The sequence below is a fragment of the Caldichromatium japonicum genome (assembly GCF_011290485.1).
GTDB classification, from domain to species: Bacteria; Pseudomonadota; Gammaproteobacteria; order Chromatiales; family Chromatiaceae; genus Thermochromatium; species Thermochromatium japonicum.
On the sequence record NZ_CP048029.1, the window covers coordinates 694,410 to 719,407 of the forward strand.

The following is a 24,998-nucleotide window of genomic DNA, read 5'->3' on the forward strand; positions in this document are numbered from 1 at the left end:
GTTGCAGCTGAGTAAGCAGCGAGGCCGGGGTTGCCCCGGCCTTCCCCCATTGACACATAGCCCGCAATAGGTGCACAGCCCTGTCTGCGCCTTGAGCGGATTCGCCCCTGGACGCCATTTTCCCTGTTCACACCCCTGCAGGGACCCACGCAAGCATCTCGAGGGAAGGCATCATGGCCTATTCGTTCACCGAAAAGAAGCGCATCCGCAAAGACTTCGGCAAGCGTCCGAGCATCCTGGAGGTCCCCTTCCTGCTCGCTACGCAGATCGAATCCTATCGTGATTTCCTGCAGGCCGATTGTCCGCCTGATCAGCGGCGGGATATTGGGCTGCATGCGGCCTTCAAGTCCGTGTTCCCCATCGAGAGCTATTCCGGCAATGCTGTTCTGGATTATGTGCGCTATCGCTTGGGCGAGCCGGTCTTCGATGAGCGCGAGTGCCGGTTACGCGGTGCAACCTATGCGGCACCGCTGCGGGTGCTATTGCGTCTGGTGATCTATGATAAGGAAGCGCCGGCCAACGCCAAGGTGATCAAGGATGTGCGGGAGCAAGAGGTCTATATGGGCGATCTGCCGCTCATGACCGAGACGGGCACCTTTATCATCAACGGCACCGAGCGCGTCATCGTCTCCCAGCTTCACCGCTCGCCGGGCGTCTTTTTCGATCATGACCACGGTAAGACCCATTCCTCGGGCAAGAAGCTGTTTTCAGCGCGAATCATCGCTTATCGCGGTTCTTGGCTCGATTTCGAGTTCGATCCTAAGGATAACCTCTTTGTGCGGATCGATCGTCGCCGTAAGCTGCCGGCGACCATCCTCTTGCGTGCCCTAGGTTATGGGGTTGAAGAGATCCTGGCGCGCTTTTTCGCGACCGACACCTTCCGTTTGACCAGCCAAGGGATCACCCTTGACCTGGTCCCAGAGCGGCTGCGCGGTGAGATCCTGTCCTTTGATATCTCCATCGGTGAGCGGGTCCTTGTCGAAAGTGGGCGGCGGATAACTCCTAAGCATATCCGCGACTTACAAAAGGCGGGGATCGAGCGGCTCACGGTCCCGCCTGAGTTTTTATATGGGCGCATCTTGGCAAACGCCCAGATCGATCCAACGACCGGCGAGGTCTTGGCCGAGGCCAATGAGATCCTGACCCCCGAGCGTCTGGAGACCCTGCGCAACCACGGTATCGACACGCTCAAGACCCTGTTTGTCAACGATCTCGATCATGGGCCCTATATCGCCGAGACCCTGCGCATCGATCCCACGGCCAATGAACTTGATGCCCAGATCGAGATCTACCGGATGATGCGCCCAGGCGAGCCTCCCACCAAGGAGGCTGCGCAAAACCTGTTTCACAATCTATTCTTTGCCCCGGATCGTTATGACCTATCAGCGGTCGGGCGCATGAAGTTCAACCGTCGCCTGGGGCGCGCCTCCGAGACCGGTCCGGGTGTTCTGTATGATGGGCGTTATTTCTCGGCCCGGACGGATGATTTTTCTCGGCGTCTCTTTGAGGAATACGGCGAAGAGACCTCTGACATCATCGATGTCCTGCGGGTCCTGGTGGATCTGCGCAATGGACGCGGGAACATCGATGACATCGACCATCTCGGCAATCGCCGTATCCGCTGTGTCGGCGAGATGGCCGAAAATCAGTTCCGCATCGGCCTGGTGCGGGTCGAGCGCGCGGTCAAGGAGCGCCTGTCGCTTGCCGAGGCCGAGGGTTTGACGCCACAAGAATTGATCAATCCCAAGCCGGTCTCGGCGGCGATCAAGGAGTTCTTCGGCTCTAGCCAGCTGTCGCAGTTCATGGACCAGAACAACCCGTTGTCTGAGGTCACCCACAAGCGCCGCGTCTCGGCGTTGGGCCCAGGTGGTTTGACACGCGAGCGGGCAGGCTTCGAGGTGCGCGATGTACATCCCACGCACTATGGGCGCGTCTGCCCGATCGAGACCCCTGAGGGGCCCAACATCGGTTTGATCAATTCACTGGCGGTTTATGCCCGCGCCAACGGCTATGGCTTTATTGAGACGCCCTATGTCAAGGTCGAGAACGGGCGCATCAAGGCCGAGATCGAGCAGGGACGGGTCAAGAGTGCCGAGATCCATTATCTTTCGGCAATCGAGGAGGGCAACTTTGTCATCGCCCAGGCCAATGCTAGCCTGGATGCGGAAGGCCGCTTGACCGACGCCCTCGTCTCATGCCGCTATCAGAATGAGTTTACCCTCCGGCCTCCGGAGGATGTCCAATATATGGATGTCTCACCGCGCCAGATCGTTTCGGTCGCTGCCTCATTGATCCCCTTCCTTGAGCATGACGATGCCAACCGCGCGCTCATGGGCTCGAACATGCAGCGTCAGGCGGTCCCCACCCTACGTGCTGAAAAACCGTTGGTTGGGACCGGTATGGAGCGGGTCGTGGCGCGCGATTCAGGGGCGTGCGTGGTGGCGCGGCGCGGCGGGGTCATCGAGTCTGTGGACGCCGCGCGCATCGTGGTACGGGTCAACGACGACGAGGCCGAGGCGGGTGTGCCTGGAGTGGATATCTACAACCTGATCAAATACACCCGCTCGAATCAAAACACCTGTATCAACCAACGCCCCTTGGTCAAGCTCGGCGATCGCATCGCGCGCGGAGATATCCTGGCTGATGGTCCCTCGACCGATATGGGTGAGCTTGCCCTGGGCCAGAATCTGCGTGTGGCCTTTATGCCCTGGAATGGCTACAACTTCGAGGACTCGATCCTGATCTCCGAGAAAGTGGTCCAGGACGATCGCTTTACCACCATCCATATCGAGGAATTGACCTGTCTCGCCCGCGATACCAAGCTGGGGCCGGAAGAGATCACGGCAGATATCCCCAATGTCGGCGAGGCAGCGCTTGCCAAGCTCGATGAATCCGGCATCGTCTATATCGGCGCCGAGGTACGCGACGGCGATATCCTGGTCGGTAAGGTCACACCCAAGGGCGAGACCCAGTTGACCCCTGAGGAAAAACTCCTGCGCGCCATCTTCGGCGAGAAGGCCTCGGACGTGAAGGACAGCTCGCTGCGCCTGCCCTCGGGCATGAACGGCACCGTGGTCGATGTCCAGGTCTTTACCCGCGACGGGGTGGAAAAGGACAAGCGCGCCATCCAGATCGAAGAGATGGAGCTCGAGCGGGTGCGCAAAGACCTGGCCGATCAGCAGCGCATCATGGAAAACGACGCCTTCCAGCGCATCAAGCGACTCTTGATCGGACGCCTCGCCGATGGTGGCCCTGGCCATCTGCCTCCGGGCACAGAGGTCACTGAGGCGTATCTCGATTCTCTGGTGGCCAAGGGTTCACGTGATGCCTGGTTTGAGATCCGCATGCGCGACGAAGAGGTCGCTACCCAACTTGAGGCCATCGCCAGCCAGATCCAGCAGCAGCGCGAAGAGTTTCGCGCCCGCTATGAGGCCAAGAGGCGCAAGATCGCCAGCGGTGATGATCTGGCCCCAGGCGTACTCAAGATGGTCAAGGTTTATGTCGCGGTGAAACGGCGCATCCAGCCCGGCGACAAGATGGCCGGACGGCACGGCAACAAGGGCGTCATCTCCAAGGTCGTACCGATCGAGGACATGCCATTCTCGGCGGATGGGGTGCCGGTGGATATTGTGCTCAATCCGCTGGGCGTGCCCTCGCGCATGAACGTCGGCCAGGTGCTCGAAACCCATCTCGGCTGGGCTGCTCAGGGCCTAGGGGAAAAGATCGAACGTATGCTCAAACGTCAGGCGCGGATTGAGGAACTTCGCGCCTTCCTGGAACAGATCTATAACCGCACTGGCAGGCCGGAGGATCTCGCCAGCCTCTCTGACGCTGAGATCTTGGAGCTGGCAGGCAATCTGACTGCGGGAGTGCCGGTGGCGACCCCGGTCTTCGACGGCGCGACCGAGGAAGAGATCAAGGATCTCTTGAAACTGGCCGATCGCGACAACTCGGATCAGGGGATCCCTTGTGGTCAAGCGATCCTCTTCGATGGGCGCACCGGTGACCCCTTCGAGCGCCCGGTCACCGTGGGCTATATGTACATGATCAAGCTCAACCACCTGGTCGATGACAAGATGCATGCACGCTCGACCGGACCTTACAGCCTGGTGACCCAGCAGCCACTGGGCGGCAAGGCGCAGTTTGGCGGTCAGCGTTTTGGTGAGATGGAGGTCTGGGCGTTGGAGGCCTATGGCGCCTCCTATATCCTCCAGGAGATGCTCACGGTCAAGTCAGACGATGTCAACGGACGTACCAAGATGTACAAGAACATCGTGGATGGTGACCACCGCATGGAGGCCGGCATGCCCGAATCGTTCAATGTGTTGATCAAAGAGATCCGCTCGCTCGCCATCAATATTGAGCTGCAACAGGATTGAAGGGGTTCGCCGGTTATCCTAGGCAGGAGACAAGCCCTTGAAAGATCTACTTAAAATCATCAAGCAACAGGAACAGGCGCTCGAGTTCGATGCGATCAAGATCGGGCTGGCCTCACCCGAGATGATCCGGACCTGGTCTTATGGCGAGGTCAAAAAGCCCGAGACCATCAACTATCGCACCTTCAAACCGGAGCGCGATGGTCTGTTCTGCGCCAAGATCTTTGGTCCCACCACCGACTACGAGTGTCAGTGCGGCAAATACAAGCGCCTCAAACACCGCGGGGTGGTGTGTGAAAAATGCGGCGTCGAGGTGACCCTGGCCAAGGTGCGCCGCGAGCGCATGGGCCATATCGAACTCGCGAGCCCAGTGGCCCATATCTGGTTTCTGAAGTCCTTGCCCTCGCGCATTGGGCTACTGCTCGACATGACCCTGCGCGACATCGAACGCATCCTCTATTTCGAGTGCTATGTCGTCGTCGATCCGGGGATGACCGCCCTTGAGCGGGGGCAATTGCTCACCGATGAACAATACCTTGAGGCCTTGGAGGAAAACGGCGATGAGTTCGATGCCCGCATGGGCGCCGAGGCGATCCATGAGCTCTTGCGCCGGATCGACATGCCGACCGAGATCCGCCGGATGCGCGAGGAGCTCGAGAGCACTACCTCCGAGACCAAGATCAAAAAGCTCACCAAGCGCTTAAAGCTCATGGAGTCGCTCCATGCCTCGGGCAATCGGCCTGAATGGATGATCCTGACGGTGCTGCCGGTCCTGCCGCCCGAGCTGCGTCCCTTGGTCCCGCTGGATGGTGGACGCTTTGCCACCTCTGACCTCAACGATCTCTATCGGCGGGTGATTAACCGCAACAACCGCCTCAAGCGTCTGTTGGATCTGATAGCGCCCGACATCATCGTGCGCAATGAAAAGCGGATGCTCCAGGAGGCAGTCGATGCCCTGCTGGATAATGGCCGGCGGGGGCGGGCGATTGCGGGGACCAACAAACGCCCCCTGAAGTCGCTTGCCGATATGATCAAGGGCAAACAGGGGCGCTTCCGCCAGAACCTCTTGGGCAAGCGCATCGATTATTCGGGTCGGTCGGTCATCGTCGTCGGGCCAACCCTCAGGCTCCATCAATGCGGCCTGCCCAAACGTATGGCCTTGGAGCTTTTTAAGCCTTTCATTTTTTCCAAACTTCAGCGGCGGGGGCTTGCAGCCACCATCAAGGCTGCCAAGAAGATGGTCGAACGCGGGACCCCCGAGGTCTGGGACATCCTCGAGGAGGTCATCCGCGAGCATCCGGTCCTGCTCAACCGCGCCCCGACCCTACACCGCCTCGGCATCCAGGCCTTCGAGCCCGTTCTGGTCGAGGGCAAGGCCATCCAACTCCATCCGCTGGTCTGCACCGCCTTCAATGCCGACTTTGACGGCGACCAGATGGCGGTGCATGTGCCTTTGTCCTTAGAGGCGCAGCTCGAGGCGCGCGCCCTGATGATGTCCTCCAACAACATCCTCTCGCCGGCCAATGGCGAGCCGATCATCGTCCCCTCGCAGGATGTAGTCCTGGGGCTGTATTACATGACCCGCGAGCGCATCGGGGCCAAGGGCGAGGGCTGGGTGTTCGCCGACATCGACGAGGCGCGCCGCGCCTATGAAACCGGGCACGCCGACCTGCATGCGCGCTGCACCGTGCGGATTCGCGAGTTCATCAAAGGTAAGGACGGCCAGATGACCGAGCGTGTCTCTCTCAAGGTCACTACCCTGGGGCGCGCCCTAGTCTATGCCATCGTCCCCGCGGGTCTGCCGTTCGATCTGGTCGATCGTCCGCTGGGCAAGAAGCAGATCTCGCAGCTCATCAATGCTTGTTATCGGCGCCTGGGGCTCAAAGATACGGTGGTCTTTGCCGACCAGTTGATGTATCTCGGCTTTCGCATGGCCACGCGCGCGGGCATCTCGATTGGGCTCGATGATATGGAGGTCCCGCGCGATGAACATGACCCCAAGATGGATAAGGTGGCGCTTCTGACGGCCGCTGAGGCTGAGGTCAAGGGGATCCAGCAGCAACATGCCTCGGGTCTAGTCACCAATGAGGAACGATACAACAAGGTCGTGGATATCTGGTCGCGGACCAATGAGCAGATCGCCAAGGCCATGATGGCCAAGCTTGGCACCGAAGAGGTCGCGAGCGATCCCGCGTTTGAGGCCGAGCGGATGGTCGCCGAGTACCGCCAGGCAGCCTTTGCGGCAGTCGCGCCGGAGCAGGCATCTACTCTGCGTGCCCTGTTCGATGAGTGGCAGGCTGAACTTCATCGAGACGTGCAAAATCTCAAGCGCGCTGACCTCGATCTAGCGGCATTCCGCGCTCGGTTTGAGGTGCTGATCGAGCGCTATCGCCCAGAGGTGACGGCCAATCTCGACCCTGAGCTCAGCCGCTTGGCCGAGGTCCGCGAGCCTCTTGCCAATGCCTTCAAGGATATTGCCAATCGCCTGGAACCCATTCGCAATCAGGAATCCTTCAACTCCATCTATATGATGGCGAGCTCAGGTGCGCGCGGCTCGGCGGCCCAGATCCGTCAGCTCGCCGGTATGCGCGGACTGATGGCCAAGCCGGACGGCTCGATCATCGAGACCCCGATCACCGCCAATTTCCGCGAGGGTCTTAACGTCATTCAATACTTCATCTCGACCCATGGTGCCCGCAAGGGGTTGGCGGATACAGCGTTGAAGACCGCCAACTCGGGGTATCTCACCCGCCGCCTGGTCGATGTCGCCCAGGATTTGGTGGTTCTAGAGGAGGATTGTGGGACCGAACATGGCCTGCTCATGGCGCCGATCATCGAGCGCGGCGAGGTGGTCGAGCCCTTGCGCGAGCGCATCCTGGGGCGGGTCGCGGCGGTCGATATCTATCGACCCAATACCGATGAGGTCCTTTGCAAAGCTGGAACCCTGCTCGATGAGCACTGGGTCGAGCGTTTGGAGGAGGCGGGGATCGATCAGGTACGAGTGCGTTCACCCATCACTTGCGAGTCGCGCTATGGGGTTTGCGCCCAGTGCTATGGGCGGGATCTCGCGCGCGGTCATCGCGTCAACATCGGCGAGGCAGTAGGGGTCATCGCCGCGCAATCGATCGGCGAGCCCGGTACCCAGCTCACCATGCGCACCTTCCATATCGGCGGTGCTGCCTCGCGTTCAGCGGCGGTCGATAGCATCGAAATCAAAAGTGCCGGCACGGTGCGCCTGCATAATCTTAAGACGGTGCGTCACCATTCCGGCAACCTAGTGGCGGTCTCGCGCTCGGGAGAGCTCATCGTGAGCGATGAGCTAGGGCGCGAAAAGGGACGCTATAAGGTGCCCTATGGCGCGACCCTGCGCGTCAACGACGGCGACAGTGTCAAACCGGGGGATATGGTGGCCAGTTGGGATCCGCATACCCATCCCGTCGTCACCGATGTTGCCGGCATATTGGAGTTCGTCGATTTCATCGAGAACGTGACCGTCCAGACGCAGACCGATGAGACCACCGGTCTACGCTCACTCGTGGTCATCGATCCCAAGCAACGCCCGGCCGCAGGCAAGGACCTGCGGCCCATGGTTAAACTCCTCGACGAGGCCGGCAATGAGCTCTGTATCCCAGGTACCAGCACGCCCGCGCGCTATCTGCTTCCGGCCAAGGCGATCGTCAGCGTGGCCAGCGGTACCCGAGTCGGGGTCGGCGATGTCCTGGCGCGCATCCCTCAGGAATCGACCAAGACCCGCGACATCACTGGCGGTCTGCCGCGGGTAGCCGATCTGTTCGAGGCCCGCAAACCCAAGGAGCCCGCATTGTTGGCCGAGGCCAGCGGTACGGTCAGCTTCGGCAAGGACACCAAGGGCAAGCAACGCCTCATCATTACCACTGATGATGGCGAGGTGATCGAGGAGCTGATCCCCAAGTGGCGCCAGGTCAATGTTTTCGAGGGCGAGCGGGTCCAGCGGGGGGATGTGATCTCGGATGGAGAGCTATCGCCCGATGATATCCTGCGCCTCAAAGGGGTCACCGCTCTGGCCGAGTACTTGGTCAAGGAGATCCAGGACGTCTATCGGCTGCAAGGGGTGAAGATCAACGACAAGCACATCGAGGTCATCGTGCGTCAGATGCTGCGTAAGGTCGAGATCACCTCGCCAGGCGATACCCGGCTGCTGCGTGGTGAGCAGGTCGATTACAGCCTGCTTCTAGATGAGAACAAGCGCGCCCTGGCCCAGGGCAAGCAGCCGGCGCTTTTTGAACGGAAGCTGCTTGGGATCACCAAGGCATCGCTGGCGACCGATTCGTTCATCTCCGCAGCCTCATTCCAAGAGACCACGCGGGTGCTGACCGAGGCCGCGGTGCGCGGCTCGGTCGATCGGCTCACCGGTCTCAAGGAAAACGTCATTGTCGGACGGCTCATCCCCGCAGGTACGGGTCTGGCCTATCACCAGGAACGTCGGCGCCGGCGTCAATTTGCAACCCAAGGTTTTGCCGGTGCTGACCCCGAACAGGCGCTCAAGCAGGCCTTCAACGCCCCGGAGTCGGCGGAATGACTTGAGCGCGCCGATAAGGGCTTGACACCCCTGAGGCGTCTTCATACACTAGGCGCCCTTAGCTAGCCGACCTCAGTCGGCTAGCTTCATTTTTACCTGGTTTTCTTGGTCTGGGCGCATCCGGTTTCCTTCAAGAGCAGAGGCCCGTCGTGCGGGTATATGTGCCGGCCTCGCTTAGCTCATGGCAAAAGCGCAATAGCATAGAGGCGCCCTGGAGATTGATTGAATGGCAACGATTAACCAACTCGTCCGCAAGCCGCGTCGCCGGAAGGTTGAGAAGACCAATGTTCCGGCCCTCGAGGGCTGCCCGCAGCGTCGCGGTGTGTGTACGCGTGTCTATACCACGACGCCCAAGAAGCCAAACTCGGCGTTGCGCAAGGTTGCGCGCGTGCGCCTGACCAATGGCTATGAGGTCACCAGCTATATCGGTGGTGAGGGTCACAACCTTCAGGAGCACTCAGTGGTGTTGATCCGCGGGGGGCGCGTCAAGGACCTCCCTGGTGTTCGCTATCATACGGTGCGCGGCACCCTGGATGCCTCAGGGGTCGAGAAGCGTCGTCAGGGGCGTTCAAAATATGGCGCCAAGCGTCCCAAGAAATAGGGTGCTTGCGATTTAGACTGCAACGAATCAGGTTGGAGCCTTTATAAATCATGCCGAGAAGACGCGTCGTCACCCCCCGTCAGGTCCTCCCAGACCCTAAGTATGGGAGTGAACTGCTGGCGAAATTCATCAATACGATGATGAAGAATGGGAAAAAGTCGGTTGCCGAGCGCATCATGTATGGCGCCCTGGACCAGATTGCCGCAAAGAAGGGTGGTGATCCTATTGGTCTGCTTGAGCAGGCGTTGGAGAATGTCCGGCCAGTAGTCGAGGTGAAGTCGCGGCGGGTCGGCGGGGCAACCTATCAGGTTCCGGTCGAGGTGCGTCCGACGCGTCGCAACTCTTTGGCAATGCGTTGGCTCATCGATGCTGCCCGTAAACGTTCGGAGAAATCCATGGCTCAGCGGTTGGCCAATGAGCTGATGGATGCCGCCGATGCTCGTGGTTCGGCAGTCAAAAAGAAAGAGGATACGCACCGGATGGCCGAGGCCAATAAGGCCTTTTCGCATTATCGCTGGTAATCAATCAGCGTTTGTCTTTACCAGTTCTTTAGGATCAAGGGCGGACTCAGTCGTGGCACGTAGCACTCCCATCGAGCGATATCGCAATCTTGGCATCATGGCGCATATCGATGCCGGGAAGACCACCACCACGGAACGCATCCTGTATTACACGGGTGTCTCACACAAGATCGGTGAGGTACACGACGGGGCCGCCACCATGGATTGGATGGAGCAGGAACAGGAGCGCGGGATCACCATTACCTCGGCTGCCACCACCTGCTTCTGGAAAGGGATGGATATGTCCCGTCCCGAGCATCGCATCAATATCATTGATACCCCCGGTCACGTTGACTTCACCATCGAGGTTGAGCGTTCATTGCGTGTTCTCGATGGCGCCTGCGCCGTATTCTGCGCCGTCGGTGGGGTGGAGCCTCAGTCTGAAACCGTCTGGCGTCAGGCCAATAAATACGGTGTACCGCGTATCGCCTTTGTCAACAAGATGGACCGGGTGGGCGCCAATTTTCTGCGTGTCGTCAAGCAGGTGCGTGAGCGTCTGGGCGCCAATCCCGTGCCCATCCAGTTACCGATCGGCGCCGAGGATGGCTTCAAAGGGGTCGTCGACCTCGTCAAGATGAAGGCGATCTATTGGGATGAGGCATCCAAGGGCATGCGGTTCGAATATGCCGAGGTGCCGGCTGAGATGCTCGCTGACTGTGAGGAATGGCGCGAAAAACTCATCGAGGCAGCGGCCGAGGCCAATGAGGAATTCATGGAAAAATACCTCGATGGCCAGTCCTTGGCTGAAGAGGAGATCAAGGCGGGCTTGCGTGCGCGTACCCTCAGAAATGAGATCGTACCCATGCTGTGTGGCTCGGCCTTCAAGAACAAGGGTGTTCAGGCCATGCTCGACGCGGTGCTCGACTATCTACCCTCGCCGGTGGACATCCCGCCGGTCAAAGGGATCGCCGATGATAAAGACGGGACTGAGATTACCCGTCGCGCCTCCGATGATGAGCCGTTTTCAGCGCTGGCCTTCAAGATCGCCACCGATCCCTTTGTTGGGACCCTCACCTACTTCCGCGTCTATTCAGGCGTCTTGAGTTCGGGCGATACCGTCTATAACCCGGTCAAGAGCAAGAAGGAACGCATCGGCCGCCTGTTGCAGATGCATGCCAATCAGCGCGACGAGATCAAAGAGGTGCGCGCCGGCGATATCGCTGCTGCCGTTGGTCTCAAGGATGTCACCACCGGCGATACGCTCTGCGACCTCAACCATATCATCACCCTCGAGCGGATGGATTTCCCCGAACCAGTGATCTCGGTTGCGGTGGAACCCAAGACCAAGGGCGACCAGGAAAAGATGGGGATCGCGCTGCAAAAGCTGGCGCAGGAGGATCCTTCCTTCCGGGTGCATACCGACGAGGAGTCGGGGCAGACCATCATCTCAGGCATGGGTGAGTTGCATCTGGAGATCATCGTCGATCGCATGCGGCGCGAGTTCAAGGTCGAGGCCAATGTCGGCGCGCCCCAGGTCAATTATCGCGAAACCATCCGTACGACCGTTGAGCAAGACACCAAGTTCGTGCGTCAGTCCGGTGGTCGCGGCCAATATGGCCACGTCGTGATCCGGCTCGAGCCGCTGGAGTCCGGCAAAGGCTATGAGTTTGTCAATGCCATCGTCGGCGGGGTCGTGCCCAAGGAATATATCCCAGCAGTCGATAAAGGGATTCAAGAGGCGATGAAGAATGGTGTTCTCGCTGGTTTCCCCATGGTCGATCTGCGGGTTACGCTCATCGATGGCTCATACCATGAGGTTGATTCGAGCGAAATGGCCTTCAAGATCGCCGGTTCTATGGCGCTTAAAGAGGCGGCTGCCAAGGCCAAGCCGGTGCTTCTTGAGCCGATCATGAAGGTCGAGGTCGTCACCCCAGAGGAAAACATGGGGGATGTCATGGGTGACATCAATAGTCGCCGCGGCATGATTCAAGGCATGGATGATTCGCCCTCGGGCAAGATCATCCGCGCTGAGGTGCCGTTGTCGGAGATGTTCGGCTATGCCACTGCTTTACGCTCGGCGACCCAGGGCCGTGCGACCTATAGCATGGAGTTCTGCCGCTATAACGAGGTACCGGCGAACATCGCCGAGACGGTCAGCAAAAAGAAATCATAACTTAAGGGTAAAGCGGGATGTCCAAAGAGAAGTTTCAACGGGTGAAGCCCCATGTCAATGTGGGGACGATTGGTCATGTAGATCATGGCAAGACCACGCTGACGGCGGCGATTACCACGCATCAGGCGAAGAAGTTTGGTGGGGAGGCGAGGTCGTACGATCAGATTGACAGTGCGCCGGAGGAGCGTGCGCGTGGGATCACGATTGCGACGGCGCATGTCGAATATGAGACGGCGAAGCGACACTATGCGCATGTAGACTGTCCTGGTCATGCGGACTATGTGAAGAACATGATCACGGGTGCGGCGCAGATGGATGGTGCGATTTTGGTGGTGAGTGCGGCGGATGGACCGATGCCGCAGACGCGTGAGCATATTTTGTTGGCGCGTCAGGTGGGGGTGCCGTACATCGTGGTGTATTTGAACAAGGCGGACATGGTGGATGATGCGGAGCTTCTGGAGCTGGTAGAGATGGAGGTCCGCGAATTGTTGTCGAGTTATGACTTTCCGGGGGATGAGACGCCGATTATTGTGGGGTCGGCGAAGTTGGCGCTGGAAGGGGTGGACAGTGAGTTAGGGACGCAATCGATAGATCGGTTGATGGAGGCGCTGGACAGTTATATTCCGGAGCCGGAGCGGGCGATTGATGGGCCGTTTTTGATGCCGATTGAGGATGTTTTTTCCATTTCGGGACGTGGGACGGTGGTCACGGGGCGCGTTGAGCGTGGGGTGATCAAGGTGGGAGATGAGGTGGCGATTGTGGGGCTGCGGCCCACGGCGAAGACCACCTGTACAGGTGTGGAGATGTTTAGGAAGCTGTTGGACCAGGGGCAGGCGGGGGACAATATTGGGGTCTTGCTGCGTGGGACCAAGCGGGAGGAGGTGGAGCGTGGTCAGGTGTTGGCCAAGCCGGGGACGATCACGCCGCACACCCATTTTGAGGCGGAGGTATATGTGCTGAGCAAGGAGGAAGGTGGGCGGCACACGCCATTTTTCAATGGGTATCGGCCGCAGTTTTATTTTCGGACCACGGATGTGACTGGGGCGGTGGAGCTTCCGGCTGGGGTAGAGATGGTGATGCCAGGGGACAATGTGCGGCTGACGGTCAAGCTGATTGCGCCGATTGCGATGGAAGAAGGGTTGCGCTTTGCTGTGCGCGAAGGCGGACGCACCGTCGGCGCAGGGGTCGTTTCTAAGATCATCGAGTGATGGCATGACGAGTCAGAGAATTCGGATCCGGTTGAAGGCGTTCGATCATCGTCTGATCGATCAGTCCGCCCGCGAGATCGTTGATACAGCCAAGAGAACCGGCGCCCAAGTGCGGGGGCCGGTGCCGCTACCCTCCAAGAAGGAGCGCTTTACCGTGCTGATCTCGCCGCACGTCAATAAGGATGCGCGCGATCAATACGAGCTGCGCACCCATAAGCGTTTGATGGACATCGTCGATCCGACCGATAAGACCGTCGACGCCTTGATGAAACTCGATCTGGCCGCCGGCGTGGACGTCCAGATCAAGCTGAGCTGAGGATGTCAACCATGTCGATCGGAGTGATTGGACGCAAGGCGGGGATGACCCGGGTTTTCAGCGAGACCGGCGAGAGTATTCCGGTGACCGTGATCGAGGTGCCGCCCAATCGAGTCAGTCAGGTGAAATCAGTCGAGACCGACGGCTATTGCGCCATCCAGCTCGCCTTTGGGCGGCGTCGCCCCTCGCGGGTTACCAAGCCGATGGCCGGTCATTATGCCAAGGCAGGGATCGAGCCGGCGGAGGTCCTACGCGAGTTTCGGCTCGATGAGGGTGATAGCGGCGATTTCCAGCTCGGTCAAGAAATCACCGTCGCCATCTTTGCGCCAGGCCAAAAGGTCGATGTGCGCGGTATCACCAAGGGCCGTGGCTTTGCCGGTGTGATCCGCCGCCATCATTTTTCCAGCCAGGATGCAACACATGGTAACTCGCTCTCCCATCGTGCCCCGGGCTCGATCGGTCAGAACCAGACCCCTGGGCGAGTCTGGAAGGGCAAGCGGATGGCGGGGCATCTGGGCGCAGTCAATCGCTGTCAGCAAAACCTCGAGGTCATACGGGTCGATACCGACCGAAATCTACTGTTGGTTCGGGGCAGTGTTCCGGGGCCAAACGGCGGTCGGTTGATCGTGCTGCCCTCGGTGAAGCAGAAGAACAAGGGCTAACTCATGGAGATCGCCATTCGCCACCACACTGGCGCGTCTAGTGTGCAGGTTGCCGACGCCGTCTTTGGTGTTGAATACAAACCCGGTTTGGTGCATCAGGTCGTGACTGCTTATCTAGCGGCTGCGCGTGCCGGCACCAAGGCCCAAAAAAACCGTTCGGCGGTTTCAGGCGGTGGGTCCAAACCCTGGCGCCAGAAGGGGACCGGTCGCGCCCGCGCCGGCACCACGCGCAGCCCGCTGTGGCGCTCGGGTGGCGTGACTTTTGCGGCCAAGCCGCGCGACTACAGTCAAAAGGTCAATCGGAAGATGTACCGCGGGGCGGTGCGTTCGATCCTGTCCGAACTGGTGCGCACCGATCGTCTGGTCGTTGTCCCTGAGCTCAGACTGGAGGCGGCCAAGACCAAACTGCTTTGCGCCCTGCTTAAGGAATATGGACTCACCGATGTCCTGATCCTCACCGATAGCTTCGATGAGACCCTGCAATTGGCAGCGCGCAATCTGCCCAAGGTGGATGTATTGCCGGCCCAAACGGTTGATCCAGTCAGTTTGATCGCATTTGAGACCGTGCTCGCGACCGAGTCGGCCATCAAGCGCCTAGAGGAGCGGTTGGCATGAATCAAGAGCGTTTGCTGAAGGTACTGGTGGCGCCAGTCATCACCGAGAAGGCAACCCGCCTTGCCGAGAGATGTAATCAGGTCACCTTCAAGGTTCTCCAGGATGCCACTAAGCAAGAGGTAGCGCGGGCGGTCGAGTTGCTGTTTGAGGTCGAGGTTGAGGGTGTCCAGATCCTCAATGTCAAGGGCAAGCGCAAACGTTTCGGACAACGTTGGGGGCAGCGCTCGGATTGGCGCAAGGCCTATGTGCGTTTAAAGCCCGGTCAAGATATCGACTTCGGCGGCGCCGCCTGAGGCGGTGGATAAGCTAACGGATAGATCAAGATGCCAATCGTAAAGACCAAACCGACGTCCCCAGGGCGGCGCTTTGTCGTCAAGGTGGTGACGCCCCAATTGCACAAAGGCGGACCCTATGAGCCGCTGGTCGAAAAGCAGACCAAGCGTGGTGGACGCAATAACCAAGGGCGGATCTCGACGCGGCACCAAGGCGGTGGCCACAAGCAGCGTTATCGGGTCATCGATTTCCGGCGCAATCGCAAGGATGGTATCCCTGCGACCGTCGAGCGCCTGGAGTATGACCCCAATCGCACTGCGCATATCGCCCTGCTGAAATATGCTGATGGCGAGCGCGCTTATATCATTGCGCCTAAAGGCCTGAAGGCTGGTGATCAGGTCATGGCGGGGGAGGGTGCACCGATTGCGCCGGGCAATTGCCTGCCGCTGCGTAATATCCCCCTGGGCAGTCAGGTGCATTGTGTCGAGCTGCGTCCTGGCAAGGGTGCCCAACTTGGCCGAGCAGCCGGTGCCTCGATCCAATTCATTGCGCGCGAATCCGATGCGGCGATCTTGCGCCTGCGTTCCGGCGAGGTCCGTAAAGTGCATGTTGACTGCCGCGCCGTCATCGGCGAGGTGGGCAATACAGAGCATAACCTGCGCAAGCTGGGTAAGGCAGGTGCAAGTCGCTGGCGCGGTATTCGCCCGACAGTACGCGGTGTGGCCATGAATCCGGTCGATCATCCGCATGGCGGCGGCGAAGGCCGGACCTCGGGCGGGCGCCATCCGGTCACGCCCTGGGGCGTACCGACCAAGGGGCATAAGACGCGCAACAATAAACGGACCGACCGCATGATCGTGCGCCGTCGCGGCCAGAAATAGCATCAGTCGAGGTTGATCCAGTGCCACGTTCGATTCGCAAGGGACCCTTCATCGACCATCACCTGATGAAAAAGGTGGAAGAGGCAGTCTCACAAAACAGCAAGCGCCCGATCAAGACCTGGTCGCGCCGTTCCATGGTGATCCCTGAGATGGTTGGGCTCACCATCGCCGTCCATAACGGGCGTCAACATGTGCCGGTTTTTATCAATGACAACATGATCGGCCACAAGCTCGGTGAGTTTGCGTTGACCCGTACCTATCGCGGGCACGCCGCCGACAAAAAGGCGAAGAAGCGCTAAGCCGGAGACCGCGATGCAAGCCGTAGCAACATACAAATACGCCCGAATCTCGGCACAAAAGGCACGCCTCGTCGCGGATCTGATCCGCGGCAAGCGGGTCGACGAGGCGCTCAATACGCTCAACTTCAGCCCTAAAAAGGGGGCGAGGATCATCAAGAAGGTCTTGGAATCGGCGATCGCGAATGCCGAGCACAATGCGGGTGCCGATGTCGATGCCCTGAAAGTCGCGGCCATTCAGGTCAATGAGGGCCCGAGCATGAAGCGGATCATGCCGCGCGCCAAGGGACGCGCCAATCGGATCGTGAAGCGGACCAGCCATATTACCTTGACCGTGGCTGAATCTTAAAGGAGCGCAGGGGATCACTATGGGGCAGAAAGTTCATCCGGTCGGTATTCGCCTTGGCATCGTCAAGGATTGGACGTCGAAGTGGTATGCCAACTCAAAAGACTATGCCAATTTGCTGAATACCGATCTACAGGTCCGTGATTTTTTGCGCAAACGGCTCGCAAATGCATCGGTCAGCCGTATCCAGATCGACCGTCCGGCCAAGAATGCCCACATCACCATCCATACGGCCCGCCCTGGGGTCGTGATTGGCAAAAAGGGCGAGGACATCGACAAGTTACGCGCTGAGGTAGCAAGGATGATGGGTATCCCGGTGCACATCAGCATCGAGGAGATCCGCAAACCAGAGCTCGACGCCCAGCTTGTGGCCGAAAGCATCGCGCAGCAACTAGAGCGGCGGGTGATGTTTCGCCGGGCGATGAAACGCGCGATCCAAACGGCGATGCGTCTAGGTGCCGAAGGGATCAAGGTCAGTGTCGCTGGTCGGCTCAATGGCGCTGAGATCGCCCGTAGCGAATGGGCGCGTGAAGGTCGGGTACCGTTGCATACCCTGCGCGCCGACATCGATTATGGTTTCGCCGAGGCCAAAACTACTTATGGCGTCCTGGGGGTCAAGGTCTGGATCTTCAAGGGAGAGGTCTTTGGCGATCGCGTCGTCGAGGAGCAGGCGCCGAGGGCGGCTGGAAAGAAGGGTTAAATTATGCTGCAACCGAAACGCACCAAGTTTAGAAAACAACACAAAGGCCGTAATCGCGGTCTAGCGCTGACCGGTAACCGAGTCAGTTTTGGCGAGTTCGGTTTGAAGGCGCTTGAGCATGGCCGGTTGACGGCGCGCCAGATCGAGGCGGCACGTCGCGCCATTACCCGCAGTGTCAAGCGCGGCGGCAAGATCTGGATTCGAATCTTCCCGGACAAGCCGATCACCAAAAAACCGCTCGAGGTGCGTATGGGCAAGGGTAAGGGCAACGTAGAATACTGGGTTGCCTTGGTCCAACCAGGTCGCATGCTCTATGAGATCGAAGGCGTCAGCGAAGAGCTTGCCCGCGAGGCCTTCAAACTAGCTGCCGCCAAGCTGCCGGTGCGGACCATCTTTGAAAAACGGACGATCCTCTGATGAAGGCCAACGAGCTTCGCAACAATAGCCTTGGGGAATTGCAATCCCTACTCGTGGAGCTGCTGCGCGAACAATTCAATCTGCGCATGCAGAAGGGTACGGGTCAATTGGCCAAGCCTGCGCGTATGCGGGCCGTGCGCCGAGAGATTGCCCGAGTCAAGACCATCATGGCCGAGAAACAGGCGGGCAGATCAGTATGAGCGAGGAGAATCAGGTCAAGACCAATCGCACCCTTGAGGGGCGCGTCGTCAGCACGGGCATGGACAAGACGATCACGGTATTGGTGGAACGGCGGGTCAAGCATCCTCTCTATGGTAAGTTCATCCGTCGCTCAACCAAGATCCATGCCCATGACGAGACCAATAGTTGCAGTCTAGGTGATCGAGTACGCGTTGAGCAATGCCGCCCGATCTCTAAGACCAAGAGCTGGCGTCTGCTCGAGATCATCGAACGGGCGCGCTAATGAGCCTGCTGCCTCTTGGGTAAGTGCGCCCACGTATAGATCCAGCGGTCGGTTCACGGATCAGCAACGTGCTTTCAGGTTAGGTGTAACAAACAATGATCCAGATGCAGACCCATCTGAGCGTCGCCGATAACAGCGGCGCTAAGAGCGTGATGTGCATCAAGGTGCTCGGCGGTTCGCAGCGTCGTTACGCCGGCATCGGTGATGTCATCAAGGTAACGGTTAAGGATGCCATCCCTCGCGGTAAGGTGAAGAAGGGTGATGTCTATAACGCCGTGGTGGTGCGCACCCGCAAAGGTGTGCGGCGTCCGGATGGTTCGTTGATCCGGTTCGACGACAATGCGGCTGTGCTCTTGAACAATCAGTTGCAGCCCATCGGCACCCGCATCTTCGGTCCAGTCACGCGCGAGCTACGCAGCGAACGGTTTATGAAGATCATCTCGCTGGCGCCGGAAGTGCTGTAAAGGGGGCAGGGACATGAGAAAGATCAGAAAGGGCGATGATGTCATAGTGCTCGTTGGCAAGGATAAGGGCAAGCGCGGCACTGTGCTCAAGGTAATCGACGATGAGTACGCTGTAGTTGAGAACATCAACATTGCCCGTAAGCACCAAAAGGCTAATCCGCGTACCGGCGAGCCAGGAGGGATCATCGACAAGCCCATGCCGATCCATCTCTCTAATCTGGGTCTCTATAACCCGGTCAAAGGGCGGGCGGATCGTGTCGGCTTCAAGATCCTTGAGGATGGGCGCAAGGTGCGCATATTCAAATCGACCGGCGAGGTCGTGGACGTCTGACGAGCGGAATAAGATGGTCAGGTTACAGCAGCAATATCAAGAGCGCATCGTACCCCACCTCAGGGAACGCTTCGGTTATAAGAGTGTGATGCAGGTGCCACGGATCGAAAAGATCACGCTCAATATGGGGGTCGGTGAGGCCGTGGCCGATAAGAAAGTCCTGGATTACGCTATGGCTGACCTGCGTGTGATCTCGGGTCAACAGCCGGTTATCACCCGCGCCCGTAAATCTATCGCTGGGTTTAAGATCCGTGAAGGCTGGCCGATTGGCTGCAAGGTAACCCTGCGGCGCGCGCGGATGTATGAGTTCCTTGATCGCCTGATCAATATTGCCGTCCCGCGCATCCGCGATTTCCGAGGACTCAGCCCCAAGTCGTTTGACGGGCGCGGCAACTATTCCATGGGTATACGCGAGCAGATCATCTTCCCCGAGATCGATTACGACAAGATCGATGCCTTGCGGGGTTTGGATATCACGATCACGACCACGGCGCGAACCGATGAGGAAGGACGTGCCTTGCTCGAGGCCTTTAACTTCCCATTCCGCACCTGAGGTATAGCCATGGCAAAAAAGAGCATGATCGAGCGCGATCGCAAGCGCGCTCGCTTGGTGGCCCGTTATCAAGCAAAGCGCACGGCGCTCAAGTCGATCGTGAAGGACCCCCGTTCGACGCCCGAGCAGATCGATGAGGCGCTGCTGAAGCTGCAAAAGCTGCCGCGCGATTCGAGTCCGGCGCGCCAGCAGCGGCGTTGCCGGGTCAGCGGGCGCCCGCATGCTGTCTATCGCAAGTTTGGTCTGTGTCGCAATAAACTGCGCGAGGCCGTGATGCGCGGGGACGTCCCAGGCGTCGTCAAGGCGAGCTGGTAAGCTTGCATTTCATTGGTGATTGGATTGGTGGGTATCGCGCCGCAACGGCGGGCTGACCCAGGAGAATGTCTCATGAGTTTATCGGATCCGATTGCGGATATGCTCACCCGCATCCGCAATGCCCAGCAGCGCGGCAAGATCACGATCAAAATGCCTTCATCTAAACAAAAGTTTGCGATCGCGAATCTGCTTAAGGAAGAAGGTTACATCGCTGACGCGATGGTCGAAACCAAAGACGGCAAATCCGAGCTGGTGATCAGGCTCAAATACTATCGCGGCAAACCGGTGATCGAATATATCCAGCGTGTCTCACGTCCTGGCCTACGCATCTATCGCGGCAAGGACGATCTGCCCAGGGTATGGGGTGGATTAGGGATTGCCATTGTCTCTACATCCAAGGGATTGATGACCGACCGCACGGCCCGGCAAGCTGGGCATGGCGGCGAAATCATCGCTTACGTCGCATAAAGGAGCAGCCCAAGATGTCACGCGTTGCCAAAGCGCCCATCCAGGTGCCAAAGGGCGTCACGGTCGAGATCAATGGCCAAGATGTTCGTGTCAAGGGCCCGAAAGGGACTCTTGACTGGTCGGTGCATCCGTCCGTCCGCGTTCATGAAGAGAATGGGGTGATCCGGGTCGCGCCCGCTGAGGGACAGCCCTCGGCTTGGGTCATGGCCGGCACGACCCGCGCCCTGATTAACAATATGGTCATTGGTTGCAGCGCCGGTTTCACCCGCAAACTGACCCTGGTTGGTGTCGGTTATCGCGCCCAGGCCAAGGGTAATGTGCTCAATCTGAGCCTAGGGTTTTCGCATCCGATCGATTATCCGGTGCCGCCTGGTATCACCATTGAGACCCCCAGTCAGACCGAGGTCTTGGTGTCTGGCCCCGACAAACAGCGGGTAGGCCAAGTGGCCGCTGAGATTCGGGCCTTCCGTCCACCTGAACCATATAAGGGTAAGGGTGTCCGTTATGCCGACGAAAAGATCGTGCTGAAGGAAACCAAGAAGAAGAAGTAAGGGGGTCATCAAAATGCATCAGAAAAAACAGGCCCGTCTGCGCCGCGCTGCGCGCACGCGCGCCAAGATCCGCGAGCTAGGCGTCTATCGTCTCTGCGTGCATCGCACGCCGCGTCATACCTATGCCCAGGTAATCGCCCCGGGTGCGGGTGGAGATCGAGTCATTGCCAGTGCCTCGACGCTTGAAAAGACCATTGCCCAGATGATCGAGGGCAATAAGGCCAATATCGCTGCGGCAACCGTCATCGGTCGGGTGATCGCTGAACGTGCCTTGGCTGCGGGGGTCGAGATGGTTGCCTTCGATCGGTCGGGGTTCAAATATCATGGGCGTGTCAAGGCACTCGCAGAGGCTGCGCGTGCCGGTGGGCTGAAATTCTAGGACGCAAGCAATGGCAAACTCCACTCCAAAAGAAGGCGACGATCTTCTCGAAAAACTGGTGGCGGTGAACCGCGTCGCCAAGGTCGTCAAAGGCGGACGTCAATTCGGATTCGCGGCCCTGACCGTCGTCGGCGATGGTAAGGGACGAGTCGGCCTTGGGCGAGGTAAAGCCCGTGAGGTCCCGATCGCGATCCAGAAGGCAATGGAAAACGCCCGCAAGAACATGATCGAGGTCAAGCTCAAGGGAACGACCTTGCAATATCCCCTGCACGGCAAGCATGGGGCAGCCAAGGTGTTCATGCAGCCGGCCTCTGAGGGTACCGGTATCATTGCCGGCGGCGCCATGCGAGCCGTCTTCGAGGTCTTGGGGGTACAGAACGTGCTGGCCAAGTGTATCGGTACCAATAATCCAGGTAACGTCGTGCGCGCCACTATCAATGGTTTGCGCAACATGCGCGACCCAGAGACCATCGCTGCCAAGCGCGGTAAGACCATCAAAGAAATCCTGGGGTAAGCGATGGCTGACAAAAAGATGATGAAGGTGAAACTGGTGCGCAGCTTTCACGGGCGTCTCAAGCGCCACCAGGCTTGTGTGCGCGGTTTGGGTCTGCGGCGCATGCATCAGGTGGTTGAGGTGGAGGATACGCCATGTACACGCGGTATGGTCAATGCCGTTCGTTACATGGTCAAGATCGTGGAGGAATCCTGAAGATGCGACTCAATGATTTGCGTCCAAATCCAGGCAGCCGCCCGTCGCGTAAGCGCGTTGGCCGCGGTATCGGCAGCGGTCTAGGTAAGACTTGTGGCCGCGGGCATAAAGGCCAGAAGGCACGTGCTGGTGGTTTCCATAAGGTGGGGTTTGAGGGCGGTCAGATGCCCTTGCAGCGGCGTTTGCCGAAGGTTGGCTTCCGTTCGCCCAAGGCCCAGATCAAGGCCGAGGTACGTCTGCATGAACTGGCGCGTATCTCGGGCGATATCGTCGATCTTGCGACGCTGAAGGCCGCTGGCGTGATCAATCGCGGGATCAAGATCGCCAAGATCATCGCCTCCGGTCAGTTGCATCGCGCCTTGACGATTCGCGGTGTCGGTGTCACCAAGGGTGCGCGCGTTGCGATCGAGGCGGCGGGCGGTCGGATCGAAGACTAACCCAGGGCATGACGCGGATGGCTAAACGAACTGGATCCATGGCTGGGGCGCTCGGCAATATGGGGCAGTTGACCGAGCTGCGCCAACGTCTACTGTTTTTGGTTGGCGCCCTGCTGGTCTATCGAATCGGCACCTTCATCCCAGTGCCCGGCGTGAATCCAGAGGCGCTGGCCATCCTGTTTGAGCAAAATCAGGGTTCCATCTTGGACATGTTCAACATGTTCTCGGGGGGGGCACTGCAACGTGCAAGCCTGTTTGCCCTTGGAGTGATGCCCTATATCTCGGCCTCGATCATCGTGCAATTGATGACCTCAGTCATCCCCCAGCTTGAACAACTCAAAAAAGAAGGCGAGGCAGGACGTCGTAAGATCACCCAGTACACCCGTTATGGCACCGTGTTTCTGGCCACCTTCCAGGCGATTGGCATCTCACTCGCTCTCCAGGGGCAGAGCGCTGGTGGGTCGGCGCTGGTGGTGTACAGCGGGATCGGGTTCGTCTTCACCGCAACCGTCTCTCTGGTGACAGGGACCATGTTCTTGATGTGGCTTGGTGAACAGATCACCGAGCGTGGGATCGGCAATGGCATCTCGATGATCATCTTTGCCGGTATCGTGGCAGGCCTACCCGCAGCCGTGGGCGGGACGCTGGAGCTGGCGCGCACTGGCGAGATGAATGTCCTGGGGGTTTTGGCGCTATTGACCATGGCCATTGCGGTTACCGCCTTTGTGGTGTTTGTTGAGCGTGGTCAGCGGCGGATTACTGTCAACTATGCGCGCCGCCAGCAGGGTCGGCGGCTGATGCAGGCGCAGAGCAGTCACTTGCCGCTGAAGCTCAACATGGCCGGCGTCATCCCGCCGATCTTCGCCTCCAGTATCATCCTGTTTCCAGGCACACTTGGCCAATGGTTTGGAAGCGATGAAAATCTGCGCTGGATCGCCGAAATCACAGCGACCTTATCGCCAGGGGAGCCGATCTATGTGTTGCTCTATGCAGCAGCGATCATCTTCTTCTGCTTTTTTTACACTGCCCTGGTTTTTAACGCCCGAGAAACCGCCGACAATCTCAAGCGTTCAGGCGCTTTTATCCCTGGTATCCGCCCCGGAGAGCAGACCGCTCGTTACATCGATGGGGTGATGACCCGTCTGACTGCAGCCGGCGCTGTGTATATTACGGCGGTTTGTCTGCTGCCCGAGTTCCTGATCGTGGGTTATAACGTCCCATTCTATTTCGGTGGGACCTCCTTGCTGATCGTGGTCGTGGTCGTGATGGATTTCATGGCTCAGGTGCAGGCGCATCTGATGTCTCATCAATATGAAGGTCTGATGAAAAAGGCCTATCTCAAGGCACCAGGCGGCGGTTTGCTGCGCTGAGGGCGGTTTTACAATGATTCCCGTGACTGCACGGGTCTCTCTTCCTGAGGTATGTGATATGAAGGTGCGTGCATCTGTCAAAAAGCTCTGCCGTAACTGCCGGATCATTCGGCGTCATGGCTCGGTGCGGGTGATCTGTTCTGACCCGCGCCATAAACAACGGCAAGGGTGATCTGTTGACCAAAATTGGCTGTTTGATATAATTCAAAGTTTACCCGCTAAGATTTAAGGGGTTTGGAATCATGGCCCGCATCGCCGGCGTCAACATCCCAGAAAAAAAGCATGCTGTGATCGCCTTGACCGCGATCTATGGTATCGGTCGCACCCGCGCGGGTCAGATCTGTGATGCGGCGGGTATCGCGCGCGATGCCAAGGTGCAGAATCTTACCGAAGAAGAGATCGATCGGCTGCGCAACGAGGTTGCTAAGTATACCGTCGAAGGCGATCTGCGCCGCGAGGTCTCGATGAACATCAAGCGATTGATGGATCTCGGCTGTTATCGCGGAATCCGTCATCGCCGCGGTTTGCCGGTCCGCGGTCAGCGGACACGCACCAATGCCCGGACCCGCAAGGGCCCTCGTCGTCCTATCAAACGCTAACAGGCGCCCGAGTACATGGGATGAAATCGCATGGCTAAACCGATTCGTAGTACGAAAAAAAAGATCAAGAAACAGATCGCAGACGGGATCGCCCATATCCACGCCTCATTTAACAATACCATCATCACCATCACCGATCGGCAGGGTAATACCCTGGCATGGGCCACCGCTGGTGGGTCGGGGTTTCGGGGTTCGCGCAAAAGCACCCCTTTCGCGGCTCAGGTTGCGGCTGATAAGGTCAGCCAGATCGCCAAGGAATATGGTCTGCGCAATCTCGACGTCAATGTAAAGGGGCCGGGGCCAGGCCGTGAGTCTGCTGTGCGCGCGCTCAATGGCGCTGGATTTAAGATTACTAGCATCACCGACGTGACGCCCATTCCTCATAATGGCTGCCGTCCGCCCAAAAAGCGGCGCGTCTGAGCTTTTAAGGATTCAAC

31 protein-coding genes are annotated in these 24,998 nt (G+C 58.8%); all 31 read left to right on the top strand.

All coding sequences use genetic code 11. The features are described 5' to 3' along the window. Nucleotides 1-173: 173 nt before the first annotated feature. The 31 genes from rpoB (at nt 174) to rpsK (ending at nt 24,981) form a co-directional block, all read left to right on the top strand. The gene (gene rpoB, locus GWK36_RS03465; RefSeq protein WP_166269968.1) at nt 174-4,379 is read left to right on the top strand and encodes a DNA-directed RNA polymerase subunit beta; all 4,206 of its coding nucleotides are present in this window, start codon (nt 174-176) and stop codon (nt 4,377-4,379) included. Between the two features lie 37 nt (nt 4,380-4,416). Beyond that, nucleotides 4,417-8,934, top strand: coding sequence for a DNA-directed RNA polymerase subunit beta' (gene rpoC, locus GWK36_RS03470; protein WP_166269969.1), 4,518 nt, complete (start codon nt 4,417-4,419; stop codon nt 8,932-8,934). A gap of 226 nt (nt 8,935-9,160) precedes the next feature. Further along, complete coding sequence (gene rpsL / locus GWK36_RS03475) at nt 9,161-9,535, top strand: 30S ribosomal protein S12 (protein WP_166269970.1); 375 nt, start codon at nt 9,161-9,163, stop codon at nt 9,533-9,535. A 50-nt stretch (nt 9,536-9,585) separates the two neighbouring features. Next, nucleotides 9,586-10,056: a 30S ribosomal protein S7 gene (rpsG, locus tag GWK36_RS03480; RefSeq protein WP_166269971.1), complete on the top strand. Its 471-nt coding sequence runs from the start codon at nt 9,586-9,588 to the stop codon at nt 10,054-10,056. 52 nt (nt 10,057-10,108) lie between these two features. Continuing rightward, nucleotides 10,109-12,208: an elongation factor G gene (gene fusA / locus GWK36_RS03485; protein WP_166269972.1), complete on the top strand. Its 2,100-nt coding sequence runs from the start codon at nt 10,109-10,111 to the stop codon at nt 12,206-12,208. Nucleotides 12,209-12,225: 17 nt separating this feature from the next. Beyond that, entirely contained in the window at nt 12,226-13,416 is a 1,191-nt protein-coding gene (gene tuf / locus GWK36_RS03490) for an elongation factor Tu (RefSeq protein ID WP_166269962.1), read from the top strand. A gap of 4 nt (nt 13,417-13,420) precedes the next feature. Continuing rightward, nucleotides 13,421-13,732 carry a 30S ribosomal protein S10 gene (gene rpsJ, locus GWK36_RS03495; protein ID WP_153974997.1) on the top strand — a complete coding sequence of 104 codons (312 nt, stop codon included), beginning with the start codon at nt 13,421-13,423 and terminating at the stop codon, nt 13,730-13,732. A gap of 11 nt (nt 13,733-13,743) precedes the next feature. Then, nucleotides 13,744-14,394 (top strand): 50S ribosomal protein L3, encoded by a 651-nt coding sequence (gene rplC, locus GWK36_RS03500; RefSeq protein ID WP_166272420.1) that lies wholly within the window; start codon nt 13,744-13,746, stop codon nt 14,392-14,394. Between the two features lie 3 nt (nt 14,395-14,397). Next, nucleotides 14,398-15,009, top strand: coding sequence for a 50S ribosomal protein L4 (rplD, locus tag GWK36_RS03505; RefSeq protein ID WP_166269973.1), 612 nt, complete (start codon nt 14,398-14,400; stop codon nt 15,007-15,009). Beyond that, a complete protein-coding gene (gene rplW, locus GWK36_RS03510) occupies nt 15,006-15,302 on the top strand; it encodes a 50S ribosomal protein L23 (RefSeq protein ID WP_166269974.1) in 297 nt (98 codons plus the stop codon). Before rplD ends, rplW begins: the two co-directional genes overlap by 4 nt. 30 nt (nt 15,303-15,332) lie before the next feature. Beyond that, nucleotides 15,333-16,163: a 50S ribosomal protein L2 gene (rplB, locus tag GWK36_RS03515; RefSeq protein WP_166269975.1), complete on the top strand. Its 831-nt coding sequence runs from the start codon at nt 15,333-15,335 to the stop codon at nt 16,161-16,163. 20 nt (nt 16,164-16,183) lie between these two features. Next, nucleotides 16,184-16,462, top strand: a complete 279-nt coding sequence (gene rpsS / locus GWK36_RS03520) for a 30S ribosomal protein S19 (protein WP_166269976.1) — start codon at nt 16,184-16,186, stop codon at nt 16,460-16,462. A 13-nt stretch (nt 16,463-16,475) separates the two neighbouring features. Continuing rightward, nucleotides 16,476-16,808: a 50S ribosomal protein L22 gene (gene rplV, locus GWK36_RS03525; RefSeq protein WP_166269977.1), complete on the top strand. Its 333-nt coding sequence runs from the start codon at nt 16,476-16,478 to the stop codon at nt 16,806-16,808. Between the two features lie 19 nt (nt 16,809-16,827). Beyond that, on the top strand, nt 16,828-17,505 hold the full coding sequence (gene rpsC / locus GWK36_RS03530; protein ID WP_166269978.1) for a 30S ribosomal protein S3: 678 nt from the start codon (nt 16,828-16,830) through the stop codon (nt 17,503-17,505). Between the two features lie 3 nt (nt 17,506-17,508). Further along, nucleotides 17,509-17,922 (top strand): 50S ribosomal protein L16, encoded by a 414-nt coding sequence (gene rplP, locus GWK36_RS03535; RefSeq protein ID WP_166269979.1) that lies wholly within the window; start codon nt 17,509-17,511, stop codon nt 17,920-17,922. Then, nucleotides 17,922-18,122 carry a 50S ribosomal protein L29 gene (gene rpmC / locus GWK36_RS03540; RefSeq protein WP_166269980.1) on the top strand — a complete coding sequence of 67 codons (201 nt, stop codon included), beginning with the start codon at nt 17,922-17,924 and terminating at the stop codon, nt 18,120-18,122. The genes rplP and rpmC overlap by 1 nt, the downstream gene beginning before the upstream one ends. Beyond that, nucleotides 18,119-18,385, top strand: coding sequence for a 30S ribosomal protein S17 (rpsQ, locus tag GWK36_RS03545; RefSeq protein ID WP_166269981.1), 267 nt, complete (start codon nt 18,119-18,121; stop codon nt 18,383-18,385). Before rpmC ends, rpsQ begins: the two co-directional genes overlap by 4 nt. A gap of 95 nt (nt 18,386-18,480) precedes the next feature. Further along, complete coding sequence (rplN, locus tag GWK36_RS03550; RefSeq protein ID WP_166269982.1) at nt 18,481-18,849, top strand: 50S ribosomal protein L14; 369 nt, start codon at nt 18,481-18,483, stop codon at nt 18,847-18,849. A gap of 13 nt (nt 18,850-18,862) precedes the next feature. After that, nucleotides 18,863-19,180 carry a 50S ribosomal protein L24 gene (gene rplX, locus GWK36_RS03555; RefSeq protein ID WP_166269983.1) on the top strand — a complete coding sequence of 106 codons (318 nt, stop codon included), beginning with the start codon at nt 18,863-18,865 and terminating at the stop codon, nt 19,178-19,180. A 13-nt stretch (nt 19,181-19,193) separates the two neighbouring features. Beyond that, a complete protein-coding gene (rplE, locus tag GWK36_RS03560; RefSeq protein ID WP_166269984.1) occupies nt 19,194-19,733 on the top strand; it encodes a 50S ribosomal protein L5 in 540 nt (179 codons plus the stop codon). 9 nt (nt 19,734-19,742) lie between these two features. Continuing rightward, complete coding sequence (gene rpsN / locus GWK36_RS03565) at nt 19,743-20,048, top strand: 30S ribosomal protein S14 (protein ID WP_166269985.1); 306 nt, start codon at nt 19,743-19,745, stop codon at nt 20,046-20,048. A 72-nt stretch (nt 20,049-20,120) separates the two neighbouring features. After that, the gene (gene rpsH / locus GWK36_RS03570; RefSeq protein ID WP_166269986.1) at nt 20,121-20,516 is read left to right on the top strand and encodes a 30S ribosomal protein S8; all 396 of its coding nucleotides are present in this window, start codon (nt 20,121-20,123) and stop codon (nt 20,514-20,516) included. 14 nt (nt 20,517-20,530) lie between these two features. Continuing rightward, nucleotides 20,531-21,067: a 50S ribosomal protein L6 gene (gene rplF, locus GWK36_RS03575; protein ID WP_166269987.1), complete on the top strand. Its 537-nt coding sequence runs from the start codon at nt 20,531-20,533 to the stop codon at nt 21,065-21,067. A 13-nt stretch (nt 21,068-21,080) separates the two neighbouring features. Then, nucleotides 21,081-21,446, top strand: a complete 366-nt coding sequence (rplR, locus tag GWK36_RS03580) for a 50S ribosomal protein L18 (protein ID WP_166269988.1) — start codon at nt 21,081-21,083, stop codon at nt 21,444-21,446. 10 nt (nt 21,447-21,456) lie between these two features. Then, nucleotides 21,457-21,960 (top strand): 30S ribosomal protein S5, encoded by a 504-nt coding sequence (rpsE, locus tag GWK36_RS03585; protein WP_166269989.1) that lies wholly within the window; start codon nt 21,457-21,459, stop codon nt 21,958-21,960. A 3-nt stretch (nt 21,961-21,963) separates the two neighbouring features. Then, on the top strand, nt 21,964-22,155 hold the full coding sequence (gene rpmD, locus GWK36_RS03590) for a 50S ribosomal protein L30 (RefSeq protein WP_166269990.1): 192 nt from the start codon (nt 21,964-21,966) through the stop codon (nt 22,153-22,155). Nucleotides 22,156-22,157: 2 nt separating this feature from the next. Next, nucleotides 22,158-22,592 (top strand): 50S ribosomal protein L15, encoded by a 435-nt coding sequence (gene rplO / locus GWK36_RS03595; protein WP_166269991.1) that lies wholly within the window; start codon nt 22,158-22,160, stop codon nt 22,590-22,592. Nucleotides 22,593-22,609: 17 nt separating this feature from the next. Continuing rightward, nucleotides 22,610-23,962, top strand: coding sequence for a preprotein translocase subunit SecY (gene secY, locus GWK36_RS03600; RefSeq protein ID WP_166269992.1), 1,353 nt, complete (start codon nt 22,610-22,612; stop codon nt 23,960-23,962). Nucleotides 23,963-24,020: 58 nt separating this feature from the next. Then, entirely contained in the window at nt 24,021-24,134 is a 114-nt protein-coding gene (gene rpmJ, locus GWK36_RS03605) for a 50S ribosomal protein L36 (protein WP_166269993.1), read from the top strand. Between the two features lie 70 nt (nt 24,135-24,204). Further along, on the top strand, nt 24,205-24,561 hold the full coding sequence (rpsM, locus tag GWK36_RS03610) for a 30S ribosomal protein S13 (protein WP_166269994.1): 357 nt from the start codon (nt 24,205-24,207) through the stop codon (nt 24,559-24,561). A 30-nt stretch (nt 24,562-24,591) separates the two neighbouring features. Then, the gene (gene rpsK / locus GWK36_RS03615; RefSeq protein WP_166269995.1) at nt 24,592-24,981 is read left to right on the top strand and encodes a 30S ribosomal protein S11; all 390 of its coding nucleotides are present in this window, start codon (nt 24,592-24,594) and stop codon (nt 24,979-24,981) included. Nucleotides 24,982-24,998: the final 17 nt, after the last annotated feature.

What these genes read in the sequence shown, in the direction of transcription:
- rpoB (WP_166269968.1), top strand. Translation starts at nt 174, where the DNA reads ATGGCCTATTCGTTCACCGAAAAGAAGCGCATCCGCAAAGACTTCGGC.
- rpsL (WP_166269970.1), top strand. Translation starts at nt 9,161, where the DNA reads ATGGCAACGATTAACCAACTCGTCCGCAAGCCGCGTCGCCGGAAGGTT.
- rpsG (WP_166269971.1), top strand. Translation starts at nt 9,586, where the DNA reads ATGCCGAGAAGACGCGTCGTCACCCCCCGTCAGGTCCTCCCAGACCCT.
- tuf (WP_166269962.1), top strand. Translation starts at nt 12,226, where the DNA reads ATGTCCAAAGAGAAGTTTCAACGGGTGAAGCCCCATGTCAATGTGGGG.
- rpsJ (WP_153974997.1), top strand. Translation starts at nt 13,421, where the DNA reads ATGACGAGTCAGAGAATTCGGATCCGGTTGAAGGCGTTCGATCATCGT.
- rplC (WP_166272420.1), top strand. Translation starts at nt 13,744, where the DNA reads ATGTCGATCGGAGTGATTGGACGCAAGGCGGGGATGACCCGGGTTTTC.
- rplD (WP_166269973.1), top strand. Translation starts at nt 14,398, where the DNA reads ATGGAGATCGCCATTCGCCACCACACTGGCGCGTCTAGTGTGCAGGTT.
- rplW (WP_166269974.1), top strand. Translation starts at nt 15,006, where the DNA reads ATGAATCAAGAGCGTTTGCTGAAGGTACTGGTGGCGCCAGTCATCACC.
- rplB (WP_166269975.1), top strand. Translation starts at nt 15,333, where the DNA reads ATGCCAATCGTAAAGACCAAACCGACGTCCCCAGGGCGGCGCTTTGTC.
- rplV (WP_166269977.1), top strand. Translation starts at nt 16,476, where the DNA reads ATGCAAGCCGTAGCAACATACAAATACGCCCGAATCTCGGCACAAAAG.
- rpsC (WP_166269978.1), top strand. Translation starts at nt 16,828, where the DNA reads ATGGGGCAGAAAGTTCATCCGGTCGGTATTCGCCTTGGCATCGTCAAG.
- rplP (WP_166269979.1), top strand. Translation starts at nt 17,509, where the DNA reads ATGCTGCAACCGAAACGCACCAAGTTTAGAAAACAACACAAAGGCCGT.
- rpmC (WP_166269980.1), top strand. Translation starts at nt 17,922, where the DNA reads ATGAAGGCCAACGAGCTTCGCAACAATAGCCTTGGGGAATTGCAATCC.
- rpsQ (WP_166269981.1), top strand. Translation starts at nt 18,119, where the DNA reads ATGAGCGAGGAGAATCAGGTCAAGACCAATCGCACCCTTGAGGGGCGC.
- rplN (WP_166269982.1), top strand. Translation starts at nt 18,481, where the DNA reads ATGATCCAGATGCAGACCCATCTGAGCGTCGCCGATAACAGCGGCGCT.
- rplX (WP_166269983.1), top strand. Translation starts at nt 18,863, where the DNA reads ATGAGAAAGATCAGAAAGGGCGATGATGTCATAGTGCTCGTTGGCAAG.
- rplE (WP_166269984.1), top strand. Translation starts at nt 19,194, where the DNA reads ATGGTCAGGTTACAGCAGCAATATCAAGAGCGCATCGTACCCCACCTC.
- rpsN (WP_166269985.1), top strand. Translation starts at nt 19,743, where the DNA reads ATGGCAAAAAAGAGCATGATCGAGCGCGATCGCAAGCGCGCTCGCTTG.
- rpsH (WP_166269986.1), top strand. Translation starts at nt 20,121, where the DNA reads ATGAGTTTATCGGATCCGATTGCGGATATGCTCACCCGCATCCGCAAT.
- rplF (WP_166269987.1), top strand. Translation starts at nt 20,531, where the DNA reads ATGTCACGCGTTGCCAAAGCGCCCATCCAGGTGCCAAAGGGCGTCACG.
- rplR (WP_166269988.1), top strand. Translation starts at nt 21,081, where the DNA reads ATGCATCAGAAAAAACAGGCCCGTCTGCGCCGCGCTGCGCGCACGCGC.
- rpsE (WP_166269989.1), top strand. Translation starts at nt 21,457, where the DNA reads ATGGCAAACTCCACTCCAAAAGAAGGCGACGATCTTCTCGAAAAACTG.
- rpmD (WP_166269990.1), top strand. Translation starts at nt 21,964, where the DNA reads ATGGCTGACAAAAAGATGATGAAGGTGAAACTGGTGCGCAGCTTTCAC.
- rplO (WP_166269991.1), top strand. Translation starts at nt 22,158, where the DNA reads ATGCGACTCAATGATTTGCGTCCAAATCCAGGCAGCCGCCCGTCGCGT.
- secY (WP_166269992.1), top strand. Translation starts at nt 22,610, where the DNA reads ATGGCTAAACGAACTGGATCCATGGCTGGGGCGCTCGGCAATATGGGG.
- rpmJ (WP_166269993.1), top strand. Translation starts at nt 24,021, where the DNA reads ATGAAGGTGCGTGCATCTGTCAAAAAGCTCTGCCGTAACTGCCGGATC.
- rpsM (WP_166269994.1), top strand. Translation starts at nt 24,205, where the DNA reads ATGGCCCGCATCGCCGGCGTCAACATCCCAGAAAAAAAGCATGCTGTG.
- rpsK (WP_166269995.1), top strand. Translation starts at nt 24,592, where the DNA reads ATGGCTAAACCGATTCGTAGTACGAAAAAAAAGATCAAGAAACAGATC.